This window comes from Aminobacter sp. P4_D5 (assembly GCF_056401815.1).
This window is the reverse complement of sequence record NZ_JBFUIP010000164.1, coordinates 1-12,856: the sequence shown is the minus strand read 5'-3', so window position 1 is coordinate 12,856 and position 12,856 is coordinate 1. Positions and strand designations below refer to the sequence as shown.

The following is a 12,856-nucleotide window of genomic DNA, read 5'->3' as shown; positions in this document are numbered from 1 at the left end:
CGCTCTGCCTTAATCCGCTCCAGCAGCACGCTGGCGGGTTCGTCGTTCGGGTCCTGGGGGACGAGTTCGCCGCGGAAGGCTTTGGCGAGGATGGCGGCATCGAGTCTTGGGAGGAGTCGAGCGGCGGCGGCATGGTCGGCAGCCATGCGGTCGAGCCAGCCAAAGGCGGACTCGATGCGGCGGACGATTTGAGCTTGTTCTTGAATATCAAACAGCGGGATGGTCAATGCGCCAAGTTCAGTGGCATTCACATTGTTTACGCCGCTCGTCGAGCGCGCTCCCGATTCAATTATGCTCCTGATTGCAGGTGCTTCGAGCATCAGGGTAAGAAACTTCGGCATGACAACGTCATGCCTCGGACGGATGCGAATAAGGTATCCTGCATAGGCAAGGCCAATTGCATCACCCGTTACGAGGGCGGGCCGTCCAACCAGATCAACGCTTCCGTTCGACCGCACCACGAGAATATCGCCTTCGTTGAGGCGAAGTTTTGAAAACTCTTTGGGATCAAGATCCGAATATTTCAGATCGTCGAGGCTGATCCGCCCTGAAGCGACGTTGGGGATTCTAAGAACGGCTACGCCATTCGGTTCGGCGTAACTTTTTTTGGCAGTGCCATAGCGAAGCCCTTCCGAAAGGTCCTCGACTGTTGTGGGCACAGGCTCTCTGTGCCCGTGATCGGCCCTCCACCCTGCCGTCAATTCCCCCGAAAAGGCCAGCGCGAGAAGGCGTTGTTTGTAGCGGGCGATGAGGGTGGGGATGCGGTCAAGCTCTTTGCGGGCGCGAGCGGTGCGCGTGGTCAGCGCTTCCACCTTCGCCACCATCCGCAGCTGTTCGGGGAGTGGTGGAAGAGGGATCAGATGATCCTTGAGGTAGTCAGCAGGAACACGTTGCTGGCCTACCGCTCCGGACATCACGGCCTGGGCATTTTCACGAAAAGACTTTTGCCGGACAAAGCGCCAGAGATAATCCGGCTCGATAGCCCCATTGCTTCGGAATACATGAAATTCAGTGGACCCCATGCCTGTCCTGTTCGTGAGCGCTCGCGCAACCGCTGATTTCCCGTTTTCCATCGAAGGCGTGATTTTGGCGAAGATCACATCGTTATCGCGGAAATGGGTGAAGCCCTTCGAAACCTCGCCATAAGGCCGATCTACAGGCGACAGGATCGTTCCGGACACCTCGTCAACCGCTGCCATTGGCACGAACGATACCAGGTCGGATGTCGATAGATCGACATCCTTGCGCGGGTTCACTTCTGCAACCTCGCTGATTGGAGGCTCAATCCAACTGCCTGGCACTTCGCTCATGCACCCACCCCATCGGCAGCAATCCGCGCCTGCTTTACGTCATTATAGGTCCGCTTCTCGCCCTTCACCTTCCATTCGGACACGCCATTGCTGTTGCGGTCCAGCACCACGGCGGCGGCGGCAGAGGGGCTGGAGAAGCTGTAGGGTTTGACAAAGGTATACCGGCCATCGACGCCGGGTTGCAGTACGCCTTGTATGACCAAGTTCTCTTTCAAGGCGCCATAACTCTGCTGGACGTAGCCGGTGTCCTTCAGCGCCTGCGATCCTTCCAGCACGATAAATTCACCATCTTCTTCCACGGCCTGCGCCTGCACGCCGGACTTGTGGCGGATTTCAAAAGTGATCTCGCCGCTTGTACGCAGCGCCACCGGGGTGGCGGTCTGAGTCACCGCGCGCGGTTGGGGCTTGAGAAAATCAAGCCCGACCACGGGCAGAATGATTTTCAGATTAGCGAGGAATTGTTCCATGTTCGCCTGATCTGCTTCCGGCAAGCGGCGGCGCTGCCCGACGGGGCTGGTGCCGTTATCCAGCGTGGCGCGGTTGGCCTGTGTCGCCATCTGGATAAGCCGCGCTTCCAGATATTCGACATGCCCCTTGGACAGATCATCATCGCTGGTGGTGACGGCAATCGCCGTCTCCCAGAACTCACGCTGAGCGGCGCTCTGCTTGATCCGTTCGCGCACGCTGTTGGCCGACCCGATATAGGCGCGGGTGCCCCCCACCGCCTCGGCATCCGGGCCGGAGAGAATGTAGATGCCAGTCCGGTCCAACTCGGGCCGGGCCGTAAGCGCCGCGAAGGTGGTGCCAGTGGCGACGAAGGTCAGGCCGGTCCAGCCGTGGATCGTTGCTTTGCGCAGCCCGGTGGGCGTGCCATCTACCAGGAAAAGCTGGATGGTACGGCCAAAGGTTTCAGGGGTCATGGCTCGACACTCCGCCGCACGATACGAAGGTTTGTCTTCTTCAATACAATTAGCCTTGGCCAGACCCTCTTGCCCTCTAGCCGCGAGCCACGACTCCAGAGAGCCAGTAATCCAATAATTGTGAAAAGAACAATCACGGTGGCCTTGACTGCATTCCAGTCGAGCGCGCTGCTCGGCGTGCGTGCGAATCCGAACTTACCCCACTCAGCCGAAATTATGACTTGGCTGACGAAGAGCCCAAACCAGAAGACCGAAAAGAAGATGTTCAACCAACCATTGGTGCCAGACACCGACCACCGGACGCCGTCGCGCCCGACCCAGACAGTTTTATGCAAGAGAATACCTTGATTATCCTCAAGGATGTCGATGTGCCGTTCCCAATTTTCTTGCCAGAACTTTGAGCCTTCGGCTGCAAACCATGAGGCTATTGCTGTAAGGAAACCCAGGCTGGTCAAACCAAGAGGGACGAGTCCCGCCGCCTCCGCGTCTTTCCCATGCCACATGAAGCCCAAAGCAGTGAAAATGGCTGCCTGCAATAACCAGAAATAGGTCGCACGTTTCCAATAGAGCTCAATTTCGAATTTTCGGATATCATGCGCAGCCGCCAGCGCAGTCTTGAGCTTGGCCTTATCGCTGGTGCCGATAGCCTCAAAATACCGCATCGGCAGGGATTCCGGTGGCTCGTTCACGCCTCGACCTCTTCGGTTTCGGCAAGCTCATCTGCGACCGCTTCGATTTCCTCCAGTGCGGCGCGCAGGTGGCCAAGGATGGCAGCGGCAATATCATCGGGTTCGGTCAAGCCTTCCTCGACAACTTCTTCGTCCTCGCGAAGCCAAGATATGTCGAGGTTATCATTGCGCTTGGCGATGTCCTCGCGCGTGAACACGCGGAATCGTCCAGCGTCGCCTTCGTCCGTGCGCTTTGCGGTGCCCAGAGGGTCAGAGCCATAAGCCTTGACGAAGGGCGCAAAATCATCCGCCGTCAGCGTCCTGGTCTTGCCAAAGTTGGGCATCTGCGCCCGCAGGTCATAGAACCAGACCTGTTTGCTAGCGCCGATGCGCTCCTCGGATTTCTTGGTGAGGAACATGACGTTGGTCTTTACGCCTTGGGCATAGAAAATGCCCGTTGGCAGGCGGAGTATGGTGTGCAGATCGCAAAGGTCCATCAGCCAGTTTCGCAGGTCGCGACCCATATTGTCTTCGAACAGCACATTGTCCGGAATCACAATGGCGGCGCGACCACCGACCTTCAGGCCGCGCACGACATGTTCAACAAACGGGAGTGGGCCTTTGGCGGCCCCGGCAGTGATGACGAAATCGCTGCGGGTCACGCGTTCCGGAAACTTGTTGAACGGCGGATTGGTGAGGATTAGGTCTGCTTTGTCGAATTTCTCAGCATCTGAAGTCAGCGCGTCGATACAGTCGATGGGCTGATCGATACCGTGCAGCAGCAGATTCATCGTATTGAGGCGATGCGTGCCGGTGATCAACTCAGCGCCTTGGTAGGCGTTGTTGCGTTGGAAATACCCCATGGCCGGGCTGATCTTGGTCAACTCATCCGTATCGCGCAAGATCGCGCGGTGCGCCGAAATCAGGAAGCCACCGGTTCCCGCTGCCGGGTCTTGGATAGTCTCGCCAGCCTTGGGCTGGACCAGTCCGATGATGGTGTCGATCAAGGGGCGCGGTGTGAAATACTGTCCGGCCTTCGACTTGCGTTCAGACGTTGTGCGTTCGAGCAGGCCTTCATAGAGGTCGCCCAGGCCATCCTCTTCTGCCGCATACCAATCGACATTATCGATGGTCGTGATGAGCGAAGTGAGCGCAGTGGCCTTGGTCAGCGATGTTTTGGCATCGGTGAACACCTGTTTGACCAGCGGAAAATTGATGTCAGCCCGCGTGCCAAGTTCGAGCAGCAAGGCGCGATAGCGGACCAGTCGAGCTTCGCCTTCCAGCTTCTTGAGCGCGCCCCAGCGACAATCAGCGGGCAGTCGCTCTTCGAGCTTTTTGCCATCGCGCGATACTTCTTCGAGCATCTTGAGAAGCAGGAGGTAGGTCAGTTCTGTGACATATTCATAATAGCTGACTCCGCCGCCCTGCAGGCTCTTGCTGGCGTTCCACAACTTTTGAACGGTCTCACGCGCCCTTGGTCCGTTCACTATCCCACCTCTTTCCAAATGCTCTCATTGATGTCGCGAACAACCTGTTCCAGTTCGCCATTAAAGACTCGGTCGATCCGTGGCCAGCCGCCAAGYGACGCAAAAGGTTCGGCATCGAACGCTGCGCGATCGACGACAATTTCAAGTTCGAGCTGGCGGCCAATGCGCTCGATCCATTTACGCTGGACATCGGTCCAGTCGCGCTTGCGCAGAATGGCTTCGACAGCGTGCCGAACACGATCCGCATAGGGAATGAGGGGGTCACCAATCGCGGCCTGGCGTATGTATCCCATGATCGAAGCGGCGATATCCTGATTCTTGGCATCGGCCCAGGCCCGTTTGATCTTGCTGTCCGTGAAGCCTTCCGCGTCGAGTTCGAGCCGGAGTTGCCGCAGCTCTTCGCGCGTTAGTTCTTGCGGGCGCTGGACGACAATGCGCAGTGCGGCGTTCCGGTTGACGTTTTCGCGGACAAACTGCGTAAACTTGTCGAGGAAATCCTCTGGCTTGTCAGCGGTTCCATAGCCGCGCGTAACGCTGGTCACCTCGTCATCATGTTCGGAAATTGGCACGTATCGCGGGGTACCATCCTCATTTGTCAAATCGAGGATCGGACCCAGGTTTGGTCGCTCGGCCGCCCATTTGGAGAGGTCGACGGGATCGCCCTGGACGAAACGGTCCAAGCTGGCGTCGGGCGTTTCGCCAGCTTCCCTTTCAAATCTTGCACGCATTTCGGGCGTCAGTTTCTTCAGGCGACGGCGGAAGCGGACAATGATCTGCTCGCGGATGCGGCTTTTGTGTTCCGCATCACCGCGACCGGCCAGCTCTTCGAAGAGCTTGGTCAGGGTGAATTTTGGGTCCGCCGCCACCGGCTTCATATCGGTCATATCTTGGAGGTGGGCGTAGAGATCGACCGCATCGAAGATGCGAAAAGTCTCCTTGTCGATCTCTAGACATAGGCGTGTCGCGCGGCCCAGCATCTGCTCATAGAGAATGCGGCTGTTCACCCGGCGCATAAAGACGATGTTGGTGATCTTCGGGACATCAACACCGGTTGTGAGCAGGTCGACCGTGACGGCCACCTTCGGCAGTGGATCGTTGCGGAATGAAAGGATCAAACTCTCGATCTTGTCGACATCGCCCGTCAGCCGCTGGACGGTTTCATCCTTCATCGGACCATAGGCATTGCGGAACGCGTCGCGCAGTTCTTTGACGAGGATATCTGCGTGGGCCTTTGAAGCTGCAAAAATCAGCGTTTTATCGGGGTCACCAGGATCAATGTATTTGACCAATTCTTCAGCGACAGCGCGGTTGAAGCGAACCGTCACCACCCCCTTGTTGAACTGCTCGACCTCGAAGTCGACTTGATCGGCAAGGGTGACGGTTTCAACTTGGCCGGTCGGCGGGTGGATGAAATCGACGGCTTCTTCCCGAACGAAGTGAATTCCGGCTTCGGACAACTTGGTGACAATCCGGATTGGCGGCTCGTGATCGGTGAGGAAGCCGTCGATCACGGCTTCGCGGTACGAGTAGGAGAAGACGGGCTTGCCGAAAATGTCGGTTGTATGAAGCGCAGGGGTTGCCGTTAGGCCTATCTTAACCGCATCAAAATGCTCCAAAACACGGCGATATTTGGAGATGTAGTCGGATTGATCGCGAAAGCTGAGATCCCCGTCCGACATTTCGCGGTCCAGCAGATAACCCCGATGACATTCATCGACTACCATGAGATCGTACTGATCGATCGGCGGCGCATCTTCCGCGCTCTCTGAATAGAGGACGCGCCGGACCAAGCCCTGAATTGTGCAGATGTGAACCCGCGTATCCTCATCGGGTGTTACATCGGCCAGGCCCCTCAGACCAAAAATGTCAGTGAACGCCTTGCCGTTCACCACCTTGGTTGTAGTGAATTCGTCCTTGGTCTGTCGTCCGAGCGCGCTCCTATCGACTACGAAGCAAACGCGCCGGAATCGTTTGGCGGAAATGAGGCGGTAGAGCATCGCAATGGCCAGCTTGGTTTTGCCGGTTCCGGTGGCCATCGCCACCAGCATTGCGCGCCGATTTTCCGCCAAACCGCTTTCGACAGCCTCAATGGCTTCCCGTTGATAATGACGAAGAGGAAAGCCAAAGTCGAACGGTTGGGCGACAAGTTCCTTCTGCGCCTGCTCTTTGTTGACCGACAGTCTCTCCAGGATACCGCGTGGCGAGGGCCAGCCTGCAAGGACCTCGGCAGGATTGTTAGGATCGCGCAAATCTCGACGCCAAATTCCGGAAAGGGCCTCAACTTGCTTTAGATGGGGGCGACCATTGGTCGAAAAGGCAAACGGTGCCTTGAAGTCGTACCAAGGGCCGTCCTCTGCAAATTGGGCCTCCTGCATATGGATGTCCGAAGCATAGCGCTCTGCTTGTCTCAGCACTGCCATCACGTTGCGGTTGCGCCGCTTCGCTTCGATTGTTCCCACAAGCGTCATGCCGCAGAAAAGGGCGTAGTCGGCTGGACCGGTCATAGTGGGCCATTCGGCAATCGCACGATTGCGTCCTTTAACCGGACGGCTCCCATTCGAGTAACGAAGGACTTGAGTATTAGCCTCCCAACCGGCTTCTCGCAGCTGCTGATCAATCAGCTGCCTTGTATCAGCCTCGTCAAGGTTGATCTGGTCAGCGGCGTCCCTGGCCAACTCGGCCACGATCTCGGGCGCAGGCGTATCAATGCTGTGGGAGGCTTCAAGAGCAGCTTTGAGCTGCTCAGCAAGTGCAAGACGGCCCTTCTCAACCTCCTCGGCCAGTGACTCCCAAATTGCTCGTTCCTGCCGTTCTGCAGCTGATTGATCCACTGCCGTTCGCCTTTCTACTTCGGCGGCCAATGCCTCAGATTTGAGGCGTTCAGCTTCTGACTGGGTCGCAGCAAGCTCCGCCTTGAGGCGATTCAATTCTTCAACAACCGCAGCATGGGCATCGGCTGGCCGAGCAGGCGGTACGAACGGTCCAAATTTGTCAGCTGGGTTGTGGAACGTGCGGGAGTACCAAATGGCTAGCTGGCGAGCCAGTTTGAGCCCAGTTAGCGCGCTGGCATGGTCATCTGCACCGCCATGTGCGGCCTGATTCCCAGCGATGCGCAATGAGTGAAATAGCTCACCAACTTCACGCGGAAGACTACATTCGAACTTCAAACGGCGAAGGATGTCGGCGAAATTGTCAGACAGCTCGATGACGAGGCCAAAACGTGACGCAGTTAGCTGTGCAGTGAGTTCTGAAAGCTGGCGCAGCTTGATCTGGCAAGTGTTCGGGTCTTCTACGAAGTAGCGCTCTGCAAGCACCCCTAGGCGAAAAACCTGTGGCTCAAGCATCTGAAGAAATGCAAAATTTGAATCACCCCCGACCATGATTACTGAATATAGCGGGTCAGGGATTTTCACCATAGCTTTTCGCCGTGTGCATCCGCCAGCGTTCGACCCGACGATGGTTTATGAATAYGGAAAAACGCATAGGTTTGATGGTTGTCGATACTAGGCAAAGCTGATCGGCGTCACATTCAAAACTATGCAACGTGTTTCGGAAGGTGCTCAGGACGCGGCGCACCGTCTCCTGGTCGGGCTCACTGCCGCAGTTGGAAACGCGCCGTTGAGCATTGAGAAGGGCCGTAAGAAATTTCGCCTTGACGATGGAATGGAACAGTGACGTGAACGCTTCGCCGAGCTCAAACACCAAGGGAACGAAGGTCCCACGGCCGGAAGTCTGCAACTCCCTTGCCGATCAGATCTCCTATCCCGGGCAAAGGCCGCCACCCGATTGTATGAGTACTCATGGCCAACGCTGATCAGATCAGCGTGTAACTGCTTGACGGTTCTTGCGGCCTGCCTAATCCTCGTCCGGCAGAAAATCTTAATCTCGTCACGATGCCTCCAGACCCGATGCTCAATGACAGCTTGTCGCCAACAGCAATCGAAAAGCGGACAGACCACTCCCGGCCCCGGAGCGGCTACTGTCGCTATCGCCACTTCCGCGCTCAGCCCCGTTCGACGCAAATGATTTCTCGCCTTCGGCGGTTTCTGAAGTCGCTGAAGTCACTGGTTCGACAATTCGGCGATTTGTCGCGCTGTGTATAAAAGTGCGAGTTGGGACCTGTTACTTCAGCGATTTCGGTGACCACCTCATGTTCCCTTGGACGCGCTCCCTAGCGGCGTCAACTCGCGCTGTTGTGGTCAGGCTTCGGTGGCCGTAAATCGGCTGCCGCCGACCGTGGATCTTCCATTTGCCGTCCGAGGCGTCGGGATTGGGAACGCGCAGGTAGCCGACCTTCTCTAGCCGTTTGGGTATCTGCCGTCGGTTTTTCGGGTCTTCGAGCCAACTCGTAAGAGAGGCGCTCATAGCCGCGTCCTTCAGGTCCGAAAGCGTAATGGCATCCGCGGGGGTTAGGACGTCGGGCTCCGTTTCTAACGCCTTGCTGAGTTTGTCGATTGCGTCCCCGAGCTCGTTCTCTTCGCTCCCACGCTCCGCCTCGACGATCTCCCAGAAGGCTGCGGTTTTGGTCGGAGGGGCTTTTGGATTGAAGCCCTCAAGGTCGAAGGCTGCTAGCAACGCGGCTACATGGGCGTAGCCGTTCTCTTTTTCGTACCACTGGTAAAGCCGGTCGAAATAGGACGGCTCGAGGTCACCCTCCTCGAGGGGTGACCAAGCGACATAGTGCCGGCGGTCATCAGCTGGCAAATAAACGCCATCGGTAAGGTAGTTCGACGTGATGATGACACCAGTTACGTTCGGCACAGTGTGCTCGCGAATATTTTTTTCATCGCAGCGCAAAACATCCGGCGGGGAAGCAGTTAAAGGTTTCAGGTGTTCATAGAAAGCATAGCGGTTGGTCTCGCCGAGGTCGCGCGCTTCGTTAATGCGCAAGATTACCGACTTGGTGAAGCCGTTGAATCGGCCGAGAAGCTGAACCGGCGACACCTCCACAAAATTCCAGACGCCAACAGCGCGGGCCACCGGAGCAAGCAGCGTGTCTTTGCCGATGCCAGGTGCGCCGCCAAGTAGCAACGCATGGTTGATCTTCTCGGCCGGCTTCTTCACCCGATGTGCCAGCCAGCGAACGATGTGGGGGGCGTCGTCGGGATAGACCGTTTGCACGTGTTTCAGCCAGGGTCCGGCTGCTGTCGGGTCGCCTTGTAACAAGATCGGAGGACGGTAGAGGTTGAAGATGGTTGAGCCAGTGCGCTCGATGAAGCCTCCCTCGGCGATGAGGCGGTCGCGTATCAACATAGGCTCGCCTGGGTACCACGAGAGCTGCTCGACCGGGCGGTACTGGTCGAGCCAGGCGGATGCGCTCAAAATGATCTGCTCGCCCTTTTCGTTGAACTTCGGCGAGCCGTCACTGTATTCGAGCGGTATCGGCGGAATTCGCGCGTTCACGCTGCTTGCCGGCCACAATTCGCGGGTCGGGATGAAAATGAAGCGGTGCTGAGGCATGTAGGCAAAGAAATCCTCGCGGCTCACCCCTGGCGCGCTCTCCAGCTTACTCGGTGGCAACTTCGATTGATCTCTGAATTCGTGCTTCATCGCTAGTAGCTCCTACCATGGACGCGGCGATATTCGGCCGCGAAGCGGGCGACGTAGTCCGGGACAGCTTCTGACTTGGGAGGTCCGTGACGGCCCTGCCATTCAGCGAACAGGGCAGCGGTGCGCTGTATAGACGATAGAGCTCACCGCATTCATATCCGCCGTCATCCAAGCACAGCGCGGCTTCGTTCAGGGCATTCCTGGCAAAACGCAGTAGCAGAACGGCTCTATCGATATCGGCCGTAGGCTCGCCTACCATTGTGGTTGACGCACTTATCTCGCCGAGATCCAGTTCGTAGATCATGCGGCCCTCTTGCGCGCCGGTTGAGCAATACGTGGAAGTAACCTCAGCCCACCACGGTGACTGGAAATGAACAACTGCCAGGCGCGATCGTCCTTGGCGGCATCACGCGTGCCAGGAATCCGGCGCAGCCTTCGCGTCGGTTGCACGAGCACACAGCGATCGAGCAACGCGGCGGACCGGAGATTGAAGAGCCAGGCGGTGTCGCGGAGGAGCCAGATAGGAAGATCCAGGGTCAGCAGGTGTTCGATTAGCTGCCGGAACGCCGGCCAGGACCAGGGCAAGTTGCAAATTGGGCAGTCGGCGCCGCGGGCTTCCCTCGCGCTCAAGGTCAGCGCGTCACGCTTGATGATCGACGAATGTCGAGGTGCAATATCGTAAGCCGTTACACAGATATGACCATAGGCCTCCAGATGACGGGCCAACGCCCCATCTCCGGCCGTCGGTTCGACGAAGCGCGTGGCAGGAACGAGAAAACGCAATTGGGGCGGCAGTGCTTCGGCCGGGGTCGCATAAGCGTCCTTTGGAATTCGCGGGAAGTCGCTATGCCGGTCCATGGTCATCAGCCTTCCTCACGCGCGAAGGTCGGCCCGTTAGCATTGACGAGGGGGAATGGATTCTCTGATAGCAACGCTTCGTCGCCCCAAGCATCCCAGCCGGGACGTGCGGGGCCGCGCCGGTTTAGCTCAATCTTTGGGACGTTCGGCCAGAGCCGCTCGATCATCTCCGCAACCGCTTCCGGCTTGGCCGAATGCTCACCCCTTTTTTCGCGAAGTATCGATCGCACTTGGGTCCCTTGCGCCGGTGCGACGGGTTTCCCTTTCGTGCCGACCAGCAGAATCTCGTGCTGGTTGATGAACCAATATCCGGTCCCACCGAGTTCTTTGTCCCAGATCAGGTGGGTCCGATATTGAAAGCCCCACCGCGCCATGACGTGGAGGGCGTCCTCCAGCATCGGTACGGTCGCCCAAATGAACACCACGCAGTCGGCCGCGGCGATGGAAGGTACGTCGCGCGCCGCGATCACCTCGGTGGGCGACGTCGAGTAGTGATTGTCAGCTGCACGATCCATGCCGGTCTCGCGCGACCACGGCTCCCATCGCCACTCGGGGTCGGCCAGAATCACGCCGTATTTCTTGTCGGGAAGTGCCAGGATGCGCCCGGCCAGCATCCGCTCACGCTCGGCTCGCCGTTCCGACTTGGTGGGTTCTACAGGCAGGACAAGCGCCCTCTCGGCCGTTGCCACGCGCCAGATGGCGTCATTGCCATAGCCCGAGACTTTTTCGGCGCGATAAGCATTGACCCGCTCGGCCGACAGCTTCTCCATGAGGGTTGCAACATAGGTGGGGGCTACGTTGTCGAACACCTTCGAGGCGATCGTGCGGACCGACACCTCGGTCCCCTCGCCAAACTTCGTCACGATCCGCGCTGCCAAGCCGGAGTTCTTCCTCGGAAGCGATGGCTGTTTCGACTTGTGTGCCGGCTGGCTGCGACCGCGGTTATCCGTTCTGGCGGCGACGTGCGGAATTTCCGCACGTCCCTCCATATCGCGTCGGACCGAACCAACCGTCTTGTCGTCAACCTTAACCTGCGCCGCTATCTGCCGGTTGCTCTTCTCCGGGCGCGTCTGCAGCAACTTCGCCACAAGGACGCGTTTCTGCTCGCCTGTAAGGTGGCGGCGTTGAAGGTTAAGACTGACTGCAAGTGCCGTGGGATCAGGATCGGTCTCCCAGGTCCGTTCGTCTGCCGGCATACACAGGCGACCGGCCTCGTCGACACAAAGGAGGCCGAGTTGCTCGAGAGCATTGAGCCGATTTCGTCCATCGATGAGCCAGATCTGGCCGTCCTCGTCTCGCCACGTCACAATCGGAACGAGGATACCGTTCGACTTGATGTCGTCGACAAGCTCAGCGAAAGCATCCGCCTCAAGTGAGGGAAACAGGTCGGTCGCCGGATGCATTTTGAAGGAGTTGCGCCAGATGGTGGCGGTCATCGTAGACATCCCTCCCGATTATTTGCCGATTTAAGGACTAAAACTCGGCACCACAGCCTTTGGCGCGTCGAGCGCCTGGCTGACAGCGCGCGTGGCGGCATCACGTAGGAGTCGGAGGGGACATGTTCGAAATTCGTATCGAGCTGGCCCACGTTCCGATCCTCCTTTCACGCGGGAATGTCGGCGACGACGGGCGTGAACTTCGCACGCGGGAGCGCGCGCATGTAGCGGTCAAGGTCGTCGTAAAAGATGATCGTGCGCGAGCCGCTCTTGTAGGCCGGAAGCAGGCCGGCGCGCATGTGCTTGTAGAGCTGAGCGCGGCTTTGACCGGTGTAGCGAACCGCCCCAGGGACATCGGTGGCAAGCGGGTGTCGCAAGGCTGCCGGGCCGGGCGAGAAAGTGGCTGGGTTGTTGGACAGCGTGGCCATGTTGTCTCACCTTGAATGAGCCAACACGACCAATAGACGCGATTTCACGCGTGTAAACGACACCAAGTGCCGAAAAATTCGATGCGATTATTCGGCTAGCACGAACGCCTTGAAATCAGGCCAGCGCTGTTCGACGACAGCTTTCTTGTTGCGATAGATTTCCAACAGGTGTTTGACGCCCGGAACCTTCCTACTAGGG

Annotated in this window: 9 protein-coding genes and 1 pseudogene; all 10 read right to left on the bottom strand. The window is 58.0% G+C overall.

What is annotated here, in order from left to right:
- Positions 1-1,310, bottom strand: a 1,310-nt coding sequence (locus tag AC1DWF_RS25440) for a restriction endonuclease subunit S (RefSeq protein WP_476842186.1), incomplete at its 3' end; no start/stop codon positions are given.
- On the bottom strand, positions 1,307-2,230 hold the full coding sequence (locus tag AC1DWF_RS25435; protein WP_476786624.1) for a GIY-YIG nuclease family protein: 924 nt from the start codon (positions 2,228-2,230) through the stop codon (positions 1,307-1,309). The genes AC1DWF_RS25440 and AC1DWF_RS25435, both read right to left, overlap by 4 nt.
- Entirely contained in the window at positions 2,227-2,919 is a 693-nt protein-coding gene (locus AC1DWF_RS25430) for a RipA family octameric membrane protein (protein WP_476804236.1), read from the bottom strand. Before AC1DWF_RS25430 ends, AC1DWF_RS25435 begins: the two co-directional genes overlap by 4 nt.
- On the bottom strand, positions 2,916-4,349 hold the full coding sequence (locus AC1DWF_RS25425; RefSeq protein WP_476842185.1) for an HsdM family class I SAM-dependent methyltransferase: 1,434 nt from the start codon (positions 4,347-4,349) through the stop codon (positions 2,916-2,918). Before AC1DWF_RS25425 ends, AC1DWF_RS25430 begins: the two co-directional genes overlap by 4 nt.
- Positions 4,350-4,384: 35 nt before the next feature.
- Complete coding sequence (hsdR, locus tag AC1DWF_RS25420; RefSeq protein WP_476787704.1) at positions 4,385-7,801, bottom strand: type I restriction-modification system endonuclease; 3,417 nt, start codon at positions 7,799-7,801, stop codon at positions 4,385-4,387.
- A 262-nt stretch (positions 7,802-8,063) separates the two neighbouring features.
- Positions 8,064-8,242 (bottom strand): annotated as a pseudogene (locus AC1DWF_RS25415) (IS21 family transposase); the annotation flags it as partial.
- 265 nt (positions 8,243-8,507) lie between these two features.
- Positions 8,508-9,935: a primase-helicase family protein gene (locus AC1DWF_RS25410; protein WP_476783481.1), complete on the bottom strand. Its 1,428-nt coding sequence runs from the start codon at positions 9,933-9,935 to the stop codon at positions 8,508-8,510.
- A gap of 300 nt (positions 9,936-10,235) precedes the next feature.
- Positions 10,236-10,799: a hypothetical protein gene (locus tag AC1DWF_RS25405; RefSeq protein ID WP_476783480.1), complete on the bottom strand. Its 564-nt coding sequence runs from the start codon at positions 10,797-10,799 to the stop codon at positions 10,236-10,238.
- Positions 10,799-12,229 (bottom strand): MT-A70 family methyltransferase, encoded by a 1,431-nt coding sequence (locus AC1DWF_RS25400; protein WP_476783479.1) that lies wholly within the window; start codon positions 12,227-12,229, stop codon positions 10,799-10,801. Before AC1DWF_RS25400 ends, AC1DWF_RS25405 begins: the two co-directional genes overlap by 1 nt.
- Before the next feature lie 167 nt (positions 12,230-12,396).
- The gene (locus AC1DWF_RS25395; protein WP_476783478.1) at positions 12,397-12,657 is read right to left on the bottom strand and encodes a helix-turn-helix domain-containing protein; all 261 of its coding nucleotides are present in this window, start codon (positions 12,655-12,657) and stop codon (positions 12,397-12,399) included.
- Between the last annotated feature and the right edge of the window lie 199 nt (positions 12,658-12,856).